The 19,760-nt window shown below is 74.4% G+C and carries 16 protein-coding genes; 4 read left to right on the forward strand and 12 right to left on the reverse strand.

The genetic code is table 11. The features are described from left to right. Positions 1 to 20: 20 nt before the first annotated feature. Complete coding sequence (gene mycP, locus AB0F58_RS23750; protein WP_357146832.1) at positions 21 to 1,286, reverse strand: type VII secretion-associated serine protease mycosin; 1,266 nt, start codon at positions 1,284 to 1,286, stop codon at positions 21 to 23. Between the two features lie 163 nt (positions 1,287 to 1,449). On the opposite strand from mycP (AB0F58_RS23750), the gene mycP (AB0F58_RS23755) reads away from it, so the two are divergent. After that, the gene (gene mycP / locus AB0F58_RS23755; RefSeq protein WP_357146835.1) at positions 1,450 to 2,604 is read left to right on the forward strand and encodes a type VII secretion-associated serine protease mycosin; all 1,155 of its coding nucleotides are present in this window, start codon (positions 1,450 to 1,452) and stop codon (positions 2,602 to 2,604) included. Between the two features lie 31 nt (positions 2,605 to 2,635). Here mycP (AB0F58_RS23755) and AB0F58_RS23760 read toward each other — a convergent pair whose 3' ends face one another. The 6 genes from AB0F58_RS23760 to eno are packed head-to-tail and all read right to left on the reverse strand — an operon-like array spanning position 2,636 to position 7,973. Next, complete coding sequence (locus AB0F58_RS23760; protein WP_357147102.1) at positions 2,636 to 3,574, reverse strand: Ppx/GppA phosphatase family protein; 939 nt, start codon at positions 3,572 to 3,574, stop codon at positions 2,636 to 2,638. 8 nt (positions 3,575 to 3,582) lie between these two features. After that, positions 3,583 to 4,869 carry a hypothetical protein gene (locus tag AB0F58_RS23765; protein WP_357146838.1) on the reverse strand — a complete coding sequence of 429 codons (1,287 nt, stop codon included), beginning with the start codon at positions 4,867 to 4,869 and terminating at the stop codon, positions 3,583 to 3,585. Between the two features lie 44 nt (positions 4,870 to 4,913). Further along, entirely contained in the window at positions 4,914 to 5,426 is a 513-nt protein-coding gene (locus tag AB0F58_RS23770) for an amino-acid N-acetyltransferase (RefSeq protein WP_357146841.1), read from the reverse strand. Beyond that, complete coding sequence (locus AB0F58_RS23775) at positions 5,423 to 5,980, reverse strand: DUF501 domain-containing protein (protein ID WP_357146844.1); 558 nt, start codon at positions 5,978 to 5,980, stop codon at positions 5,423 to 5,425. Before AB0F58_RS23775 ends, AB0F58_RS23770 begins: the two co-directional genes overlap by 4 nt. Positions 5,981 to 6,014: 34 nt before the next feature. Next, the gene (locus AB0F58_RS23780) at positions 6,015 to 6,653 is read right to left on the reverse strand and encodes a septum formation initiator family protein (protein WP_357146847.1); all 639 of its coding nucleotides are present in this window, start codon (positions 6,651 to 6,653) and stop codon (positions 6,015 to 6,017) included. Between the two features lie 36 nt (positions 6,654 to 6,689). Next, on the reverse strand, positions 6,690 to 7,973 hold the full coding sequence (eno, locus tag AB0F58_RS23785; RefSeq protein ID WP_357146850.1) for a phosphopyruvate hydratase: 1,284 nt from the start codon (positions 7,971 to 7,973) through the stop codon (positions 6,690 to 6,692). Between the two features lie 219 nt (positions 7,974 to 8,192). Here eno and AB0F58_RS23790 point away from each other — a divergent pair, with 219 nt between their 5' ends. Further along, positions 8,193 to 8,885 (forward strand): hypothetical protein, encoded by a 693-nt coding sequence (locus AB0F58_RS23790; protein ID WP_357146852.1) that lies wholly within the window; start codon positions 8,193 to 8,195, stop codon positions 8,883 to 8,885. Between the two features lie 80 nt (positions 8,886 to 8,965). Here AB0F58_RS23790 and AB0F58_RS23795 read toward each other — a convergent pair whose 3' ends face one another. From AB0F58_RS23795 to mfd, 4 genes are all read right to left on the reverse strand, one after another. Beyond that, positions 8,966 to 10,579, reverse strand: a complete 1,614-nt coding sequence (locus tag AB0F58_RS23795; protein ID WP_357146855.1) for a DUF885 domain-containing protein — start codon at positions 10,577 to 10,579, stop codon at positions 8,966 to 8,968. 34 nt (positions 10,580 to 10,613) lie between these two features. Then, complete coding sequence (locus AB0F58_RS23800) at positions 10,614 to 11,591, reverse strand: nucleoside triphosphate pyrophosphohydrolase (RefSeq protein WP_357146857.1); 978 nt, start codon at positions 11,589 to 11,591, stop codon at positions 10,614 to 10,616. Between the two features lie 94 nt (positions 11,592 to 11,685). After that, positions 11,686 to 12,429: a hypothetical protein gene (locus AB0F58_RS23805; protein WP_357146860.1), complete on the reverse strand. Its 744-nt coding sequence runs from the start codon at positions 12,427 to 12,429 to the stop codon at positions 11,686 to 11,688. A 5-nt stretch (positions 12,430 to 12,434) separates the two neighbouring features. After that, complete coding sequence (gene mfd / locus AB0F58_RS23810; protein WP_357147104.1) at positions 12,435 to 16,121, reverse strand: transcription-repair coupling factor; 3,687 nt, start codon at positions 16,119 to 16,121, stop codon at positions 12,435 to 12,437. A 184-nt stretch (positions 16,122 to 16,305) separates the two neighbouring features. On the opposite strand from mfd, the gene AB0F58_RS23815 reads away from it, so the two are divergent. Beyond that, positions 16,306 to 17,253, forward strand: coding sequence for an AraC family transcriptional regulator (locus AB0F58_RS23815; protein WP_357146862.1), 948 nt, complete (start codon positions 16,306 to 16,308; stop codon positions 17,251 to 17,253). A 426-nt stretch (positions 17,254 to 17,679) separates the two neighbouring features. Continuing rightward, positions 17,680 to 18,495, forward strand: coding sequence for a hypothetical protein (locus AB0F58_RS23820; RefSeq protein ID WP_357146864.1), 816 nt, complete (start codon positions 17,680 to 17,682; stop codon positions 18,493 to 18,495). Positions 18,496 to 18,613: 118 nt separating this feature from the next. Here AB0F58_RS23820 and AB0F58_RS23825 read toward each other — a convergent pair whose 3' ends face one another. Then, positions 18,614 to 19,654, reverse strand: a complete 1,041-nt coding sequence (locus AB0F58_RS23825; RefSeq protein WP_357146867.1) for a S66 peptidase family protein — start codon at positions 19,652 to 19,654, stop codon at positions 18,614 to 18,616. Positions 19,655 to 19,760 lie beyond the last annotated feature (106 nt).

Consider the following 19,760-nt stretch of genomic DNA (forward strand, 5'->3'; position numbering starts at 1 on the left):
CGCGGGTGGGACCGTCGGGGTCAGGCCGCCGTCGGAGCGGGGCCGGAGTCGTCCGGGGCGTCGAGTCTCCGCCGGCCCGGTCGCCAACCCCGCCGCCGGCCGAGCCGGACGACCGGCCGGGACACCAGCAGGACGACGGCGAGGAGCGCGCCGACCGCGGCGGCCCAGATCGCCACGACCCGGTCCCGGGCCCACGGGTCCGGCACGGGCACCGGCTCGGCCATCGCCTCGAGCGGCGGGTCGCTGCGGGTGCCGAGCAGGTTGCTCACCGCCCGGTACGGGTTGACCACTCCGTATCCGACCTGGTCGTTGCGCCCCTCCGGCGGGGCGTCCGCGGTACGGGTCAGCCGGCTGGCGACCTGCGCCGGGCTGAGTTCGGGGTGCGTCGCGCGGACCAGCGCGGCCGCCCCGGAGACGTACGCCGCCGCGAAGCTGGTGCCCCCCTCGGGCTCGGTGAGCCAGCCGCTACCGCCGGGGGCCGGGGCGACGATGTTGTGCCCGGGAGCGGCGATGTCGACGTAGTCGCCGCTGATCGAGGTGCCGACGTGGCCCCCCTGCTCGTCGATGCCGGCGACGGCGATCACCCCGGGATAGCCGGCTGGATAGGCGGGCTGGTCCCGTTGCTGCTGCTGGTTACCGGCGGCGGCGACCACCACGACCCGGTTGTCCAGGGCGTACTCGACGGCGGCGGCCAGCTGCGGGGTGGGCAGGGTCTCCAGCGAGAGGTTGATGACCTCCGCGTCGTTGTCGACCGCGTACCGGATGGCCTGGGCGATCTGGCCGGGCAGACTCTCGTCGTTGGTGCGCCGGGTGTCCGGCAGCACGCGCAGCGGCAGGATCCGGGCGGACGGCGCGATGCCGGTGAAGGGCGTCCCGCCCTCCGCCCGGCCGGCGATGATGCCCGCCACCATGGTGCCGTGACCGGCCAGGTCGCACTGCCCGTCGCGCTGCGGCAGCCCGCTGAAGTCGCGGCCGTCCCGGACCCGCCCCCGCAGGGCGGGATGGGTGGCGGAGACACCGGAGTCGATCACGGCGACCAGGACGCCGCTGCCCCGGGTCATCCGCCAGGCCGCCGACGGCTCCAACCGCCGCAGCGGCCAGGGCGTCGTGGTGGGTGCGCGCTCGCCGGAGGGGCCGCACTTGGGCGCGGCACGAACCGGAGCCGGGGGTACGACGGGGGTCGCCAGCAGCGCGACCACGACGCCGCAGAACACCGCCCGCCACCGGGCCGGTCCTCGCGCGGCATGCGCCCGGAGCGGGCGGCGGTTCCCGGAGCGTCCGTGCACGGGCCCAGGTTACCGAGGTCGCACCGGGGCCGGGTGGCCGGGCGGTCGGGGTCCGCGTCGGGACGGATCGTCGCGGCCGGCGTACGCGTCGGGAGGGAACGCCGCGGTCACCGTCCGATAAGGTCACCGGCGACCAGGCGTACCGATCGACGAGGAGACCCGGATGAGTGCGCGGCTGTCGGCCCTGCGCCGGAGCGTGTTGGCCGGCGCGGCCGGACTCGCGCTGGTTGTCGTCGGGACGCCGGTGCCCGCCGTGGCCGCGGCGCCCCCGCTCGCCCGGCAGTGGCACCTCGACGCGCTGCGGGTCGGCGAGGCACACCGGATCTCCACCGGGGCGGGCGTCACCGTCGCGGTCGTCGACACCGGCGTGTACGCGGAACACCCCGACCTGACCGGTCGGATCCTCGACGGCCGGCGACTGATCGGCCGGGACGACAAGGGCAAGATCGACGAACGCAACCACGGGACCGGGGTGGCCGGGCTCATCGTCGCCCGGGGCGGCGGCAACGGTCGCGCCCTGGGCATCGCCCCGGGGGCGCGGATCCTGCCGGTGACCGTCGCGACGAACACCTTCGCCGGCAGCAACCTGCCGGAGGGCATCCGGTATGCGGTCGACCACGGCGCGACGGTCGTCAACATCTCCAACGGCGGCCCCACGACCAGTTCCGCCCTTGACGAGGCGGTGCGGTACGCGCAGTCGAAGGACGTCGTGGTGGTCGCCGCGGCCGGCAACGCCGAGCAGGGCGACAGCGGGGTGCTCTATCCGGCGCGACTGCCCGGGGTGATCGCGGTGGGCGCGACCGACCGGGACGGCGAGCCGTGGTCGGGCGGGACCCGGGGGGCGCAGATCGCCATCACCGCGCCCGGCGTGGACGTCTCCACCACCGCCGGCCGGTGGTCGGACCTGACCGAGGGCGGCTACGTCACGGTGGACGGTACGAGCGCGGCGGCACCGCTGGTGGCCGGGGCGGCGGCGCTGGTCCGGGCCCGGTACCCCGAGGCGAGCGCGGCGGAGGTGGTCAACCGGCTGGTCTCCACGGCCCGGGACGCCGGGCCGCCCGGCCGGGACGACCGGTACGGCTTCGGCCGGCTCGACCTGGTCCGGGCCCTGACCGCCGACGTGCCCCCGGTCGACGCGAACCCGCTGGGTGCGGTGCCGGCGGCCGAGGAGGCGGCGGAGGAGCCGGTGGGTACCAGCGGTTTCGCCCTCGGCCCGCTCGTCCCGGTCGTGATCGGACTGCTGGTGGTGGCGGCCCTGGTGGTGCTGCTCGTGGTGCTGCTGGTGGTCCGCCGGAACAACCGCCGGGCCCGCCCCTAGGCGAACGGCCCGAGCGGACGGGCCGGGTCCGCTAGCGGGCGGGCAGCATGCTCCAGGCGATGCCGTCGAGGATGTCGTGCTCGCTGGCGACCAGTTCGGACAGCCCGGTGCGTTCCATGATCACGCGGAGCACCAGGGCACCCGCCCCGATCACGTCCGCCCGGCCCGGGTGCATCACCGGGATCTCCAGCCGCTGGGCGCGCGTCCTGCCCAGCAGGTCGGCGGTCACCCCGGCCACCGTCTCGTACGACACCCGGGCGTGGTGGATCCGCTCCGGGTCGTACTCGCGCAGGTCCTGGGCGATGGCGACCACGGTGGTGACCGAACCGGCGAGCCCGACCAGGGTTCCGGCCCGTCGCCCCGGCACGGCCGTGAGTGCCCGGTCCACCGCCGCCACGACGTCCGCCTCGGCGGCGGCGATCTCCGCCGGGGTGGGCGGGTCGCCGTGCAGGTGCCGCTCGGTCATCCGGACGCAGCCGACGTCCACCGAGATCGCCGCCTCGACCCCGTCCTCGCGGGTGCCGAGGACGAACTCGGTGGACCCGCCGCCGATGTCGACCACCAGGTACGGCGGTTCGGCGTCGCCCGGCAGCCCACGCACCGCGCCGGTGAAGGAGAGCCGGGCCTCCTCGTCGCCGCTGACCACCTCGGGGGCGACGCCGAGGGTCCGTTCCACCATCGCCCGGAAGTCGGCCGCGTTGGAGGCGTCCCGGGAGGCGGAGGTGGCGCACATCCGCACCCGGTCCACGCCCTGCTTCTCGATCTCCGCCGCGTACCCGGCCAGCGCGACGCGGGTGCGCTCGATCGCCTCGGGGGCGAGCTGGCCGGTCTGGTCCACCCCCTGACCGAGCCGGACGATCTCCAGCCGGCGGGTGAGGTCGGTCAGCGGTGCCGTCGGACCGGCCGAAGGGGCCGGCAGGTCGGCGATCAGGAGTCGGATCGAGTTGGTGCCGCAGTCGATGGCCGCCACGCGCGTCGTCACGGCAGCAACCCTACGGCAGCCGCCGGGCCGGTGCCGGCGGGTGCGGACCGACGGCGACGCCGGCGGAGCAGCAGAACCGGCAGCCACGGCACGACCCCCACCGCCACCAGCAGGGACAGCAGCGGCAGCCGCCACCAGAACGGCACCCCGGCCGACAGCGACGGCTGGGACGTGGTGTCCGGCACCCACGGACGGGCGGTCTTGGCCCAGACCAGGAAGGCGTCCCCCACCGGCAGCGCCCCGAAGGCGTACCGCTTCGTCCACGGGGTCTGCACCGGCACCCCGGCCACCTCGCCGTAGTTGGCCAGCGCTCCGGCGAGCCGGTGGTCGCCGTGCCGCTGGGCCGCACCGAGGGTGACCACGGTGGCCGAGAGGCTCACCCCGAGCGGTAGCGGGCCGGAGTCGACGTCCCCCGGCCCGTCCAGCCCCTCCGGGTACTCCCGCACCGCCGGGCCCAACCCGAGCGGCGTGGTCAGGTAGTGGTCCCGGAACGCGAGGTACTGCTGCCGGGCGAAGGCCGGATCGATCTCCGGGAGAAAGCGGTGGATGACGCTCTGCGAGGTCCCCCGGGCCACCTCGGCCGGCGCGCCGGTGGCCGGGTCCACCCGGTGCGGCAGCAGCCCGGTACGCGGGTCCAACCGCTGCCGGACCCCGTCGAGCCACCGGTCCACCGTGCCCCGGAAGCGGGGCGGCAGCAGCGTGTCGTGCAGCCGCAGCGAGGCGACCGCCACGGTGGAGTCCACCGGCCACGCCTGCTGCGGGTAGGCGGCCAGGTACGGGGTGGCCGACGCGTCGAAGGCCGCGCCGAGCGCGGCGGAGGTCTCGGCGAAGCGGCGCACCTCGACCGGGTCGCGGCGGTCCGCCGGCGCCAGGGCGAGCACCCCGCCGCGCAGCCAGTTCGTCCAGCCCTGGTGGAACACCCCGTACGGCGGGGTGAGTTCCGGGCTGAACGGGGCCACCCCGGCCGGTGACTCCAACCGGGACAGCGCCCACCGGGCCTCCCGCGACGACTCCTCCCGGCGGGCGGGCTCGCGCATGCCCAGCTCCACCCGCGCCAGACCGTAGAGGACGTGCGCGAAGAAGTAGCCCTCGGGGAAGAGTGCCTGGGCGTCCTCGCCCGCGCCGTCGTCGAGCGCGGTCCGCAGGAAGGCCAACTGGCGGGCCGCTCCGGGTGGCGTGCCGTCGGCGGCGGTGGCCGGCGCGACCAGACGGACCACCCCGACCAGGGCGGCCAGGCTCACCAGCGCGGCGACGCCCCTGACCAGCAGACGGAGAAGGATCACGGGGACCAGGGTGCCCGCTCGGGTCAAGCCGACTGCGGAGGTGGTCAGAGGCGCAGCAGCATCCGGGTGTTGCCGAGGGTGTTCGGCTTGACCCGTTCCAGGTCGAGGAACTCCGCCACACCCTCGTCGTACGAGCGCAGCAGCTGCTCGTAGACCGGCTGCGGGACCGGGGCGCCGTCGATCGCCTCGAACCCGAACGCGCCGAAGAACCGGGTTTCGAAGGTCAGCACGAAGATCCGCGCCACCCCCAGCTCCCGGGCCCCGTCGATCAGTTCGGCGACGAGGCGGTGGCCGAGCCGCCGGCCCCGGCACGTCGGGTCCACCGCGACCGTCCGGATCTCGGCCAGGTCCTCCCACATGACGTGCAGCGCGCCGCAGCCGACCAGCGCGCCGTCGGCGACGCGCTCGGCGACCCGGAACTCCTGCACGTCCTCGTAGAGGGTGACGGTGGCCTTGCTGAGCAGCCGCCGGTCGTCGGTGTACGTGTCCACCAGCCGGCGGATCCCCCGGACGTCCGCGGTGCGCGCCCGCCGGACGACGAAACCGTCGGTGCTCACTCGTCCGCCGGCACGTCCACGCACGGCCCGGCGGCCCACCAGCGCTCCACCAGCGCGAGCGTCTCGTCGCCGAACGGGTTTACCCCCGGCCCGGCGCCGAGCGCGTGTCCCAGGTGCACGTGCAGACACTTCACCCGCCCCGGCATGCCACCGGCGGAGATGCCGGCGATCTCCGGCACCTGGCCGATCGCGTCCCGCCGGGCGAGGTAGTCCTCGTGCGCGGCACGGTAGCGGGCGGCCAGCTCCGGGTCGGTGGCGAGCCGCTCGGCCATCTCCTTCATCAGCCCGGCCGACTCCAGTCGGCTGCACGCCGCCGTGGCCCGGGGGCAGGTCAGGTAGAACAGGGTCGGGAACGGGGTGCCGTCGGCCAGCCGGGGGGTCGTCTCCACCACGTCGGGCAGGCCGCACGGGCAGCGGTGGGCCACCGCGCGGGTGCCCCGGGGCGGGCGTCCGAGCTGGGCGGCCACCGCCGCCAGGTCGGCCTCGGTGGCCGGCTCGCGCTGCGGCAGGGGCACGGAGTCCGCCGCCGGCTCCGGCGGGGGTACGAGCGTCACGGTCGTCATCTCTCGTCAGTGCGGGGGTGGTGGCTCACCGGTCGGGGCGCTCGGCGTTCGCCGCCTCGATGCTCGACCAGAGGGTGTCGTACCACGGGTCGTCGCTGCGCGGGGCCTCCGAGCGGGGCGGCAGCGGCCCGGTGCCGTCGTCGGCGGGCACCTTCCCCTTGAGCACCACCACCAGGGTCTCGCCGGGGCGGCCCATGAAGAACCGCTCCCGGGCCTGGGTCTCGACGTACGCCGGGTCCTGCCACTTCGCCGCCTCGACGGAGAGCTCCTCGATCAGCTCCCGCTGGGCCGCCTGGGCCGCCTCCATCCGCTCGATGTCGGCCTGCTGGTCGAGGTAGACCCGGACCGGGTAGGTGTAGCCGAGGGCGAGCGCGATCAGCACCGCGAAGAGCACGGTGGCCCGCCCGGTGAAGCGTCGGGGACGGGGTGCGGAGAGCCGCTTCACGGTGCCACCGGCGGCGGTCCGGCGGGCCGCCGCCGGGCGGCTCGCCGAGCGTACGGACTCGGCGCCCCGGGCGACGCCCGGAGCGCGACCGGCGGTGCCCCGCGACTCGGCGCGGACGCCCTCCCGGCTGGTGGTCCGCACGCGGGCCCCACCCGACCGGCCGGGGTGACCCGGCCGACGGGTGGGACGCTGCCCGCCCGGTGTGCGCCGCGGCTGCATCCTCGTCACACCCCTCCCCGACGCGTCACGCGCCCGTCAGGCGGAACGGTAGCGCGGGAAGGCACCCGCACCGGCGTACCGGGCCGCGTCCGCCAGTTCCTCCTCGATCCGCAGGAGCTGGTTGTACTTGGCGACCCGGTCCGAGCGGGCCGGGGCGCCGGTCTTGATCTGGCCGCAACCGGTGGCCACCGCCAGGTCGGCGATGGTGGTGTCCTCGGTCTCCCCGGACCGGTGGCTCATCATGCACCGGAAACCGGCCCGGTGGGCCAGGTCCACCGCGTCGAGGGTCTCGGTGAGCGAGCCGATCTGGTTGACCTTGACGAGCACCGCGTTCGCGGCCTTCTCGGCGATGCCGCGGGCGATCCGCTGCGGGTTGGTGACGAACAGGTCGTCGCCGACGATCTGGACCCGGTCGCCGAGCGCAGCGGTCAGGGTGGCCCAGCCGCTCCAGTCGTCCTCGGCCAGCGGGTCCTCGATCGACACGATCGGGTAGTCGCCGGCGAGCTTGGTGTAGTAGTTGCTCATCTCCTCGGCGCTCTTCGGCGAGCCCTCGAAGGTGTAGGTGCCGTTGTCGAAGAACTCCGTCGCGGCCACGTCCAGGGCGAAGACGATGTCGGTGCCGAGCCGGTAGCCGGCCTTCTCGACCGCCTCGGCGATCAGGTCCAGCGCGGCGGCGTTGGTGGGCAGGTTCGGCGCGAAGCCGCCCTCGTCGCCGAGGCCGGTGGAGAGGCCCTGCTTCTTCAGCACGGACTTGAGCGCGTGGTAGACCTCCGCGCCCGAGCGCACCGCCTCCCGGAAGCTGGGCGCCCCGATCGGGGCGATCATGAACTCCTGGACGTCGACGTTCGAGTCGGCGTGCGCGCCACCGTTGAGGATGTTCATCATCGGCACCGGCAGCAGGTGCGCGTTCGGCCCGCCCAGGTAGCGGAAGAGGCTCAGCTCGGCGCTGCCGGCCGCGGCCTTGGCCACCGCGAGCGAGACGCCGAGGATGGCGTTCGCGCCCAGCTCCGACTTGTTGTCCGTGCCGTCGATGTCGAACATCTTCTGGTCGATCAGCCGCTGCTCGCTGGCCTCGTAGCCGACGAGTTGGTCGACGATCTTGTCCTCGATGTTCGCGACCGCCTTCTCGACACCCTTGCCCAGGTAGCGGTCGGAGTCACCGTCGCGCAGTTCGATCGCCTCGAAGGCGCCGGTGGAGGCGCCGGAGGGCACCGCGGCGCGGGCCACCGTGCCGTCGTCCAGGCCGACCTCGACCTCGACCGTCGGGTTGCCCCGTGAGTCGAGAATCTCCCGGGCGACGATTCCCTCGATGGTTGCCACTGAGTCGCTCCTCGTTGTTCGTGTGAGAGTGTCCGGTCCGGTAGGGCCGCGACGGTGCGGCTGAGGCAGACGTTGAACGCAGCGTATCGGGCGACGCTCGTGGGCACCGCGTCGCCCGGTGTACCACCGGTGGTGGTTCCGCCGGACATTCCCGGATTCGCACCGCTGAACCGGGAACCGGTTTGCGATCGGTGGACCCCATCGGCGAGGCTGAGCATCATGCCCGCCGCCTCGACTGTTCTTCGCGTGCTCGCCGTCTCGGTCATCGCGTCGCTCACCGTCACCGGTTGCCAGGCCCTCGAGGACACCGGACGCGTGATCGGCCGGGGCGACCTCGTCAACGAACTGGCGTCCCGGCTGGACAACGCGCACGAGTTGACGTACTCCGCCGAGTACCAGCTCCCCGGCGGTCGGACCGTGTCGATCGCCCAGTCCCGGGATCCGGTCCGCACCGCCTACACGTACCCCGAGGGCAAGATCAGCGTCAGCGCCGAGTCCCTCGCCACCTGCCAGACCACCGGCAAGCCGGTGTGCACCCTGACGGTGCCGCCGACCCCGGCCAACCGCCCCTCGGTGGCCGTCTTCACCGAGGCCGAGCGGCGGGGCATGGTCACCCCGCCGGCGGTCATGGGGCTGCTGACCACCGCCGCCCTCGACCCGGACGCGGTCATCGCGCAGAACGACACCACGCTGGCCGGGCATCCGGCCACCTGCGTCGACGTCCGTTCCGCCGAGGTCGCCCCGTTCACCGCCTGCGTCACCAGCGACGGCGTGCTCGGCAGCTTCACCGGTGCGATCGACGGCAAGCCGACCGAACTGGCGGTGAGCAGCATCCGCGACTCGGTCGACGACGCCGCCTTCGACCTACCGCCCGGGGCGGGCGTGGTCGACCGCCGCCCCGGCGGGAGCTGACGCCCGGTCCCGGTGGTCGCCGGGGATTCTTCCGTTCGCTGCCGAGGAAGGACCCCGGCCACCATCCGGGACCGCGCGGTTCAGACCCCGAGCAGGGTGCGCAGGTGGCGCGGGGGCGGGCAGTCGTGAGCCAGCATCGCGTCGTGCCAGCGCCGTACCGGCACCTCGGCCGGACGGGCGGCGGCGATCTCCGCGATCTCGGCGTACCCGACGAAGTACGTGGAGAGCTGCGTCGAGGTGAGCAGGGCCCGTCGCCACTTGCCGGCCGCCTCCCCCTCCTCCTGGAAGCCCCGGCCGGTCATCAGCGCCAGCGCCTCGGCCTCGGGCAGCTCCTCGCAGTGCGCCAACTGGTCGAGCAGCGCGTTGATGGTCATCCGCAGCTGCATCTTGAGCTGCTGCAACCGCACCGGCAGGCCGCCGAAGCCGGCCCGGACCATCAGTTCCTCGGCGTAGACCGCCCAGCCCTCGACGAACGGCCCGGAGCGGGCCAGGGCCCGGACCCGGGTGCCGCCGGCGTACCGCCGGGCGTGGGCGAGCTGGAGGAAGTGTCCGGGCATCGCCTCGTGCACGGTCAGGTTGCGGATCATGTGGTCGTTGTACTCGCGGTAGAACGACTGCACCCGGTGCTCCGGCCAGTCCGCCGGGGTCGGTGCGATGCAGTAGAACGTGGGCAGGTCCGCCGTCTCCAACCCGCCGGGCGAGTCGCAGTACGCCACCGCCACGCCCCGGGCGAACTCGGGCATCTCCTGGATCACGCACGGGTCGTCGACCAGGGACACCAGGTCGTGTGCCCGGACGAAGTCGGTGGCCTCGTCGAGGGTGACCGAGGCCAGCTCGACGATGGTGTGGTCGTCCGGGTGCTCGGCGGCGAGCAGGTCCAGCGCCCGGCGTACCGTCTCGTCGTCGGCCGGACCGCCGACCAGCTCGACGGCCGCCGCCCGGATCTCCTCGGTCACCCGCTCCAGGTTGGCCCAGGCGCGGTGCAGCACCTCGGCGGCGGGCAGTTCGGTGTCCAGCGTGTGCCAGAGCCGGGCCTCCCAGCGGCGGCGGCCGAGCCGGGGGTCCGGGCCCGGCCCGTCGTCGGCGGCCAGCCCGGCCCGCAGCCAGGCGGCGAACTCCTCCAGCGCCGCGACCGCCGCCCGCGCCGCCGGCTCCACCCGGCCGCCGAGGGCGGGGGCCTGCGCCAGCAACGCCGGCACCTCGTGGCGCACCAGCGCCGCCGTGCCGAGGAACTGCCCGACCGCCGTCTCGGCGTGCATGCGCGGCATGTCGCGCAGCGTCGCGCGCGCGGTGGCCAGCGCGTCGGGTACGGCCGCCAGCCGCCCGGCCAGGTGGGTCAGCCGCACCTCGACCGGGGCGTACGGACGGGACAGCAGGGCGTGCAGCAACAGGCCCGGGTTGTGCCGCAGCGGATCCCACTCGTGCGACCTGATCTCGGTCGACTCGAAGAGTTCCCGGTCGACCAGAGCGCTGAGCAGGGCGTGGTCGACCGACTCCTCGACCGGGAGGGCGTCCCCGTCCACCTCGGCGAGTGCGTGTGCGGCCTCGGTCAGCATGCGGCGGTCGGCGGCGACGGCGTCGGCGGACCAGTCCGGTAGCCGGTCGTCGTACCGGTGGTCCCCCGCGCCGGAGGCAAGCTCCGGACGACTCTCCAACAACGCGTCGACGACCCGCTCGGCCCGCTCGGTGAACATCCCCCGACCCTAGCCGCCCCACCGCCCGCTCAGCTCAACGAGACGGTGGCTCGGCGGCGCGGATGGCGGCGGCGTGGGCGAGGGTGACGCGTCGCAGGGCGGCCTCCGGGTCCAGACCGGCGGCGCGCGCCTCGGCCACGATCCGCAGCAGTTCCGCGCCGAGCCGGGTCTCCGGATCGGCGTCCCCGGCGGGCACGGGGGGTGGCGCGGCCAGGCCGATCCGCCCGGCGCGTTCCAGGACCGTGGCAGCCAGGGCGAGGGCGGGCTGGCTCATGGCGATGCCGTCCAGCACCGAGTCGCGGGCCTTCTCGGCCCGCTTGATCCGCTCCCAGTTCGCGGTGATCTCCTCCAGGCTGCCCGCCTCGGCGCCGGCGAAGACGTGCGGGTTGCGCCGGACCATCTTGTCGACCAGGCCGCCGGCCACGTCGTCGATGCCCCACCGCTCGCCCTCGGGCAGTTCCTCGGCGAGTCGGGCGTGCAGCACCACCTGGAGCAGCACGTCACCCAACTCCTCGCGGAGCGCGTCGGTGTCCCCCGCGCTGATCGCGTCGTACGCCTCGTAGCACTCCTCCAGCAGGAAGCCGGAGAGGCTGCGGTGGGTCTGGGCCCGCTTCCACGGGTCCCCGCCGGGCGAGGCGAGCCGGTCCATCACCTCGACCGCGTCCAGCAGTCGCGCGCCCGGTGGGTCCCACGAGCCGTACATCAGTTCCAACTCGGCCAGGCCGGGCTCCCGGGCCAGCCGCAGGCCCAGTTCGCGGGCGAGCGTCTCGTCGCCGGCCGGACCGGCCAGCCAGACCACGGTGCCGTGCCGGGCCGTCAGGTCGAGCAACGCCTGGGTGGCCGGCCCGTCGACCACGGTGACCTCGGCCCCCGCCGTGCGCAGCGCCGTGGTCACCCCGCTCTCCGCCCCGGTCAGCACCGGGTGCGCGCGTACGACGTCCCAGGCCGCGGCGGTCAGCAGCCCGGCCGGCAGCCGGGGCGAGGTGACCAGCAGCACGATCCGCCCGGTCATCGGCCACCCCGGGCGGTCGGGTCCGCCCCGGCGGTCCGTACCGGCCCGGCGGTCATCGGGTGCCGGGCGGACGTGGGCGTCGGGGTGGTCATGCTCAGGCGTCGTCGGACACCGCGTCGGAGCCGGCCTCGCCCAGCGGCACGCTGACCGCCGCCACGTCGCCGGTGAAGCTGAGCACCGGGAAGGAGAGCGGACGGTAACGCGGGTTGACCGTGACGTCGTACCCCTGGACGGCCTCGGCGAGCGTCTTGCGGGTGGCCAGCGCGGTGCGCAGCTGCTGCCCGTCGAGCTGGCTCGTCGCCTGCTCGACGGTGACCTCCTCCGGGATGGCCCCGGCCGCCTTGCCGGCCTTCACCAGGTCGGTCATCTCCTGCTCGGTCGGCGCGACCGGCTGGCCGGCGGGCACGCCGGAGAGGCAGGTGTACAGCTGCGCCACCCGCTGCGGGTACGTGGTGTCCGTCGGGTAGCCGAGCTGCTGGCTGACCTGCTCGACCGGCACCTGGTTCTGCGGGCGGTAGCCCTTCTCGGCGGAGAGCCGCTGGCAGACCTCCCCGAGGACCAGGGTGCTGACCACCTCGCCACGGCTCGGCAACCGCTGCTCGCCGGGCGCGCCCGGCTGCCCGGTGGGCTGCCCCGGGACCGGCTGCTCCGTGGCCGGCTGCTCCGGGGTCGACGCCCCGGCGTCGTCCCGCAGCTCGTCCAGGATGCGGGTCACCGCGTCCTCGGTGATCCGCTGGTCACCGACGTAGGCGGCGACCCCGGGCTCGGAACGGCAACCGGAGAGGGCGATGAGGCCGACCGCCACGCTGGCGACGGCGACAAGACGGCGAGCACGCATGACGGTCACTCTCTCACGCCCCGGACCCCCGCCGCGCCCGCCCCCGCCCCCACCGGGCTGGCGGAGGCGTCGGCCGGCGGGCCGAGGACGTCGGCGAGGAGCTGACCGCACCATTCCAGGAGGGCCTGGTCGCGCAGGGGTTCCCCGCCGATCCTCCGGGTGCTCGGCCGCGGGACGCTGACCTGGTCGAGCGCGGACTTGTAGACCGAGTCCGGGTGGTAGCGCTTGAGCCGCAGCTGCTTCGAGTCGGGCAGTGGCAGCGGGCCGAAGCGGAGGTGTTTGCCCTGCATGCTGACGTCGGTCAGGCCGTACCGGCGGGCCAGCAGGCGGAACCTCGCCACCGCGAGCAGGTTCTGCACGGGGGCGGGCGGCTCGCCGTACCGGTCGGTCATCTCGGCGGCCACCTCGCGCAGCCGCGCCTCGTCGCGGGCCTCGGCCAGCTTGCGGTACATCTCCAGGCGCAGCCGCTCCACGCCGACGTAGTCGTGCGGCAGGTGCGCGTCGACCGGCAGGTCGATCTTGACGTCGGTCTCCTCCTCGGGGCGCTCGCCCTTGAACTCCTGCACCGCCTCGCCGACCATCCGGACGTACAGGTCGAAGCCGACCCCCTCGATGTGGCCGGACTGCTCGCCGCCGAGCAGGTTGCCGGCGCCCCGGATCTCCAGGTCCTTCATCGCCACGTACATGCCCGCGCCCAGCTCGGTGTGCTGGGCGATGGTGGCCAGCCGCTCGTGGGCGTGCTCGGTGAGCGGCTTCTCGGACGGGTAGAGGAAGTACGCGTACGCCCGCTCCCGGCCCCGGCCGACCCGGCCCCGGATCTGGTGCAGCTGGGCCAGGCCGAGCAGGTCGGCCCGCTCCACGATCAGCGTGTTGGCGTTCGGGATGTCGATGCCGGACTCCACGATCGTGGTGCAGACCAGGACGTCGAACTCCTTCTCCCAGAAGCCGACCATCACCTTCTCCAGGGCGTCCTCGCCCATCTGGCCGTGCGCCACCGCGACCCGGGCCTCGGGCACCATCTCCCGGATCCGGCGGGCCGTCTTGTCGATCGACTCGACCCGGTTGTGCAGGTAGAACACCTGACCGTCACGGAGCAGCTCACGGTGGATGGAGGCGGCCACCTGCCGCTCGTCGAACGCCCCGACGAAGGTGAGCACCGGGTGCCGCTCCTCCGGCGGGGTGGCGATGGTGGACATCTCCCGGATGCCGGTGATCGCCATCTCCAGGGTCCGCGGGATCGGGGTGGCCGACATGCTGAGCACGTCCACCGAGGCGCGCAGCGTCTTCAGGTGTTCCTTGTGCTCGACGCCGAAGCGCTGCTCCTCGTCGACGATCACCAGCCCGAGAGACTTGAACCGGGTCGCCGCCGACAGCAGCCGGTGGGTGCCGATCACGATGTCGACGGTGCCGGTGGCGACCATCTCCATGGTCCGCTCGGCCTCCTTCGGCGTCTGGAAGCGGGAGAGCTGCCGGATCTCGATCGGGAACTGGCTCATCCGCTCGGCGAAGGTGTTGTAGTGCTGCTGGGCCAGGAGGGTGGTCGGCACCAGCACCGCCACCTGCTTGCCGTCCTGCACCGCCTTGAACGCCGCCCGTACCGCGATCTCGGTCTTGCCGTAGCCGACGTCGCCGCAGATCAGCCGGTCCATCGGGACGGTCTGCTCCATGTCCCGCTTGACCTCCTCGATGGCGGCGAGCTGGTCGGGGGTCTCCTGCCAGGGGAAGGCGTCCTCCAGCTCCCGCTGCCACGGGGTGTCCGGGCCGAAGGCGTGCCCCCGGGACGCCTTGCGGGCGGCGTAGAGCTGGATGAGCTGGGCGGCGATCTCCTTGACCGCCTTGCGGGCGCGGGCCTTGGACTTCTGCCAGTCCGAGCCGCCCATCTTGTGCAGGGCCGGCTGCTCGCCACCGACGTACCGGGAGAGCTGGTCGAGCTGGTCGGTGGGGACGAAGAGCCGGTCGCCGGGCTGGCCGCGCTTGCTCGCGGCGTACTCGATGACCAGGTACTCCCGGGACGCGCCGTTGACCGTCCGCTGGACGAGTTCGACGTACCGGCCGATGCCGTGCTGCTCGTGCACGACGTGGTCGCCGGCCTTCAGCTCCAGCGGGTCGATGGTGTTGCGCCGCCGGCTCGGCAGCTTGCGCATGTCCCGGGTGGAGGTGCCCCGGCCGCCGGTGACGTCGTTGCCGGTGAGCAGCACGAACCGGGACGCCTCGTCGACGAAGCCCTGGCTGAGCGAACCGCAGGTGACCAGCAGTTCGCCCGGTGCCGGGGCGGTGGGCACCTCCTCGGTCAGCCGGGCACCCAGGCCGGCGTCGCGGAGCACCTCGACGGCCCGCTGGGCGGGACCGTGCCCCTCGAAGACCAGCGCGATCGACCAGCCCTCGCCGGCCCAGCGCTTCAGGTCGTCGACCAGCCGGGGCGTCTCGCCGTGGTAGAGCGGGGCCGGTTGCGCGGCCAGGGACACCGCGATGGCGTCGTCGGGGGTGACGTCGACCTCGGCCGGATCGTCCTCCCAGGGCTGACGGGCCGGCGCGGCGCCCTCGGCCCCGGTCAGCCCGAACGGTGACAGCGTCCACCAGGGCTGCCGCAGGGCGGTGGCGGCCGACCGTACCTCGGCCAGGGTCCGGAAGGCGGCGGCGCCGAGGTCGATCGGGGCCCGGCCGCCGACGGCCGCCGCCGCCCAGCTGGCCTGGAGGAACTCGTCGGAGGTACGCACCAGGTCGTGCGCCCGGGTACGGATCCGCTCCGGATCGCAGAGCAGGACGTGGGTGCCGGTCGGCATGCTGTGCAGCAGCAGTTCCATCGAGTCCGCCCCGACCAGTTCCGGCGCGAGCGACTCCATCCCCTCGACCGGGATGCCCTCGGCCAGCTTGTCGAGGATCTCGGCCAGTTCGGGGTGCTCGGCCGCCAGGGCGGCGGCCCGCTTCCGTACCGCCGGGGTGAGCAGCAGTTCCCGGCAGGGCGGTGCCCACAACCTCCGGGACGCCTCGATGGTGCGCTGGTCGGCGACGGCGAAGGTGCGGATCTCCTCCACCTCGTCGCCCCAGAACTCGACCCGGGACGGGTGCTCGTCGGTGGGTGGGAAGACGTCGAGGATGCCACCCCGGACGGCGAACTCGCCGCGCTTGGTGACCAGGTCGACCCGGGTGTAGGCCATGTCGGTCAGCCGGCGGGCGACCCCCTCCAGGTCGGCCTCCCCGCCCGGGGCGAGCTGCACCGGCTCCAGGTCGCCCAGGCCCTTGAGCTGCGGTTGCAGCAGCGACCGGACGGGCGCGACGACCACCCGCAGCGGGCCGCTGCGGCCGTGCACGTCGACGGCGTCCGGGTGGGCGAGCCGGCGCAGCACGGCCAGCCGGCGGCCCACGGTGTCGGAGCGGGGCGAGAGGCGCTCGTGCGGCAGCGTCTCCCAGGAGGGGAAGACCGCCACCTGCTCGGGCGGGAGGAGGCTGCCCAGCGCGGCGGCCAGGTCGTCGGCCTCCCGGGTGGTGGCGGTGACGGCGAGCACCGGTCGCCCGGCCCCGCCCTGGGCTCCGGCCGCGTCGGCGGCCACGGCGGCCACCGCGAACGGGCGCAGGGCCGGCGGGGCGGTGAGGTCGAGTCCGTCGACCTGCGCGGCACCGGAGCGCGCCAGGTCACGCGCCCAGGCCAGCCCCGGGTCGGCCAGGGCGGCGGAGAAGAGGCCGGTGAGCATCTGCATCACTTCCAGGAGTGTCGCCAGGTGGGCGTGGCCTGCGGCCGACGTGGGCCGCGCGCGGCCGGAGGGCACACGAACAGGCACCCCGCGTCCGGCCGGACGGGGGATATCCGGATGCCAGCCTATCTCGAAGGACGGACAATCCGAGCGGTGCGAGCGTTACCGACGAGGGGCAGGACCGATGCCGGAGACGTTCAACGACACTCCCCGCCAGCGGACGTCCCAGGGTCGCTGGCGCGGGCTGGGCCTGCCCGACAGCATGACGATGTACGAGGTCGACTGCCTGCTGGACGGCCGGGACTGGGTCGGCCCGGTGCCCGAACTCGGCTACCGGGTCTACCTCCAGCGCTCCGGGGCGTACCTGCGCCGGGTCAACGGTCAGGCGAGTTTCGTCGACGCCACCTCGGTGCTGCTCACCCGACCCGGCGACGAGATGTTCCTGGCCCACCCGTTCGGCTGCGGGGACGTCTACACCTGTCTGGAGATCCCCGCCGAGGTGCTGGCGGACCGCCCGGACGCGCGACGCTGGTTCGACCGGACCGGCTGGGAGGGCCGGCTGGAGGCCCGGCTCGACCTGGAACACCGGAAACTGGTCGCCCGCGCCCGGCGGGGCATCGACCGGTTCGCGCTCACCGAGGGGGTGCACCGGTTCCTGGCCGAGGTGCTCAGCGACAGCCCCCTGCACACCGGGGATCCGGGTGCGGACCTGGACCGGGCCGTGGGGCAGCGGCCGGCCACCCGGGCGGCGCACCGCCGGCTGGCCGACCGGGCCCGGCAGGTGCTCGGCGCGACCGGGTTCGCCCTGGGGCTCACCGAGGTGGCCCGCGAGGTGGGCTGCTCGCCGCACCACCTGAGCCGGGTCTTCCAGCGGGTCACCGGCCGCAGCCTCACCAGCTACCGGAACGACCTGCGGGTCCGTGCGGTCCTGCACACGCTGGAGAGCGGGGACGCGCCGCCGCTGGGCACGATGGCCGCCGAGTACGGCTTCGCGGACCAGGCCCACCTGACCCGGGTGGTGCGGGCCCAGGTCGGCGAGCCACCGGCCCGGCTGCGCCGGCTCCTCTCGCCGGGGCAGGGCAGGCCGGCAGGGACCGCCTCCGGTGCGGCCACCCTGCGCCGGGCCGCCTGAGCCGGCCGCTCGCCGAACCGAGCAACGATGTTCAAGACCCGGAACCGACGGAAGGCGGACGATGACATCCGTGGCCGGGACGTCCGGCCCGTCGAGTCCGGTCGACCGCACCACCACGAGTGGTCGACAGACCGGCCGAGGCGGGCCGCCCGGGGTGCGCGGACCTGTTCGGGGAGGCCCGCAGCTCCGGCCCGGCCGCCGCCGGCCGGTCCACGGCCGACGGCGCACCGGACGGAGGTGCCGTGCCCCCGCGTGCGGCACCCCGTCCGGTCCCGTCCCGTGCGCGAGGTCGTGCCGCCGAAACCGGCGGTCGCGCGCCGCCGCCCCACCGTCCCGTCCCCGTAGGCGGGTTCCGCGCCGACGCCGGCCGGGTGGACCCGTCGTACGCTGGGCGCCCCTGTCCCGCTCGACAGCTGGAGTACCCCGGTGACCACCCCACCTCCGCCGCACGGCAACCCACCGCAGCCCCCGTACGGCAACCCCCCGCAGCATCCCTACGGCAACGCGCCACAACCGCCGTACGGCAACGCTCCGCAGCACCCCTACGGCAACGCCCCGCAGTACGCGCAGGGCAACCCGCTGCCGGGATATCCGCAGCCCGGACAGCCCACGCCCGGACACCCCACGGGCCATCCGGGTTACCCGGGCTACCCGCCCCCGCCGGCACCGACGGCCAAGCGCATCCCGGAGGACCAGCCCTTCGTGGTCCGCCCGAGCGTCGCGAAGCGGGGCCTGATCATGGGTGCGGTGATGCTGGTCCTGCTCAGCCCGATCGTCTGCCTCGCCGGCTTCGGCATGGCGGGTTCCGCCGATCCGGACGTGCGTGGCAACGCCGCCCTCGGCATCGTCGGCATCCTGGTCTGCCTGCTCGCGGCGACCGCCCTGCCGCTCGGGATCCAACTGTGGTTGATCGCCTCGGGCGGTCCGGTGCTGGCCCTGAGCCCGGCCGGGCTGTGGATCCGCACCCGACCGACCCGTGGCCAGGCGGTCTGGGTGCCCTGGGAGGCGGTCGGACAGATCCGTCGCCGCCGGTGGAGCCTGGAGAAGATGCTGGTCGTCCAGCTCCGCGATCCGCGCATGTTGCAGAACCTCGGGGCGTACACGGCGCTGGACAGCAGCATGTTGAACGCCTTCTACGGCTCCGGTCTGGTGGCGACGCTGAACTTCGCCGACCGCTCGGAGCAGGAGATCGTGGCGGCGGTGACCCACTTCAGCGCCGGCCGCTGCCCGATCACCCTCTGACGCCGCCCGGGACGGTCACGGTTTCGCCGGTATCGGGGTGTCCGGTCGGGTGGACACCCCGAAACCGGCGGACCGGAGTGGATCGAGCCGGGCGGGGCGGGACGAGGCGGCGGGGTGGTCAGTAGCGGACGGTGATCCGGCGGGCCACGCCGTCGACGCGCACGTCCCCGCCGTACGGGACGATCAGCTGCGGGTCGGTGTGACCGAGGTCGACGTCGAAGACGACCACCGCCCCCGGCGCGTACTCCTGCAACGCCCGGGTGACGGCGGCCCGCTGCGCGTCGGCGTACCCGCGGCGCTGGGCCGTCGTGTGCGGGCGGGCGAAGTCCCAGGCCTTGGCCCGACCGACCAGGACGGCGGGGAAGCCGGCGAGCAGCCCCCGCTCCCCCAGGTTGCGCAGCATCCGGTACACCTCGACGGCCGACGGCAGCTCCTCGGAGGTCTCGATCACGAACACCGAGCCGGCCAGTTCGGCGGCCGGGGCGATCCGGTCGGCGGCGGCCAACCAGTGCAGGATCTCCAGGTTGCCGCCCCAGGCCGGCCCCTCGACGGCACGCTGCGGCCCCTCCCACGTCCAGCCGGTGCCCGGGAACATCGGCGGTTCGCTGTCCAGCGTCGACGGGTCGTTCCAGTCGTGCGGCTGGTCGCCCCACTCCCGGGCCGGGCGCAGCTCGTACCAGTCCGAGGTGAACAGGGCGGCGCGCAGCGACTCCATGGTCAGCGGGTGCGGGGCGCCGGGACGGCCCAGGTGCACCAGCACCGACCCGCCGTGGTAGCCGACGACGCCGAGCCGGTGCAGGTGGTGGAGCAGGTTGGTGTTGTCCGAGTAGCCGAAGTACGGCTTGGGGTTGGCGCGCAGCACCGCGTCGTCCAGGTGCGGGGTCACGGTGATCTGGTCGTCGCCGCCGATCGTGGCGAGCACCGCCGTGACGGTCGGGTCGGCGAACGCGGCGGTGAGGTCCCGGGCCCGGTCCCGGGGGTCGGCGTCCATCACCCGGGTGGTCGGGTACTCGACCGGCTCCAGCCCGAACTCCTCCCGGAGCCGGCGCAGACCCAGCTCGTAGACGTGGGGGAAGACCGCCGGCAGACCGGCGGACGGGGAGACCACCGCGACCCGGTCCCCCGGACGCGGCTTCGGCGGGTAGATGCGGTCAGCCATGGGTCCGACGCTATCCGCCGCCCCAACCGGTTTTCCCCGCCGCCGGAGCACACCCGGGGATTCCCACGCAATGAGCGACATCTCAGGGCCGTTCCCCCCGCGCGGG

Source organism: Micromonospora sp. NPDC023956 (assembly GCF_040639195.1).
GTDB lineage: Bacteria > Actinomycetota > Actinomycetes > Mycobacteriales > Micromonosporaceae > Micromonospora.

Bases quoted from the DNA above. Each gene is read 5' to 3' on its own strand.
- AB0F58_RS23800 (WP_357146857.1), bottom strand. From the start codon at position 11,591: ATGACCGGGCGGATCGTGCTGCTGGTCACCTCGCCCCGGCTGCCGGCC.
- mycP (WP_357146835.1), top strand. From the start codon at position 1,450: ATGAGTGCGCGGCTGTCGGCCCTGCGCCGGAGCGTGTTGGCCGGCGCG.
- AB0F58_RS23780 (WP_357146847.1), bottom strand. From the start codon at position 6,653: ATGCAGCCGCGGCGCACACCGGGCGGGCAGCGTCCCACCCGTCGGCCG.
- mfd (WP_357147104.1), bottom strand. From the start codon at position 16,121: ATGCTCACCGGCCTCTTCTCCGCCGCCCTGGCCGACCCGGGGCTGGCC.
- AB0F58_RS23825 (WP_357146867.1), bottom strand. From the start codon at position 19,654: ATGGCTGACCGCATCTACCCGCCGAAGCCGCGTCCGGGGGACCGGGTC.
- AB0F58_RS23795 (WP_357146855.1), bottom strand. From the start codon at position 10,579: ATGTTCACCGAGCGGGCCGAGCGGGTCGTCGACGCGTTGTTGGAGAGT.
- AB0F58_RS23805 (WP_357146860.1), bottom strand. From the start codon at position 12,429: ATGCGTGCTCGCCGTCTTGTCGCCGTCGCCAGCGTGGCGGTCGGCCTC.
- AB0F58_RS23790 (WP_357146852.1), top strand. From the start codon at position 8,193: ATGCCCGCCGCCTCGACTGTTCTTCGCGTGCTCGCCGTCTCGGTCATC.
- AB0F58_RS23815 (WP_357146862.1), top strand. From the start codon at position 16,306: ATGCCGGAGACGTTCAACGACACTCCCCGCCAGCGGACGTCCCAGGGT.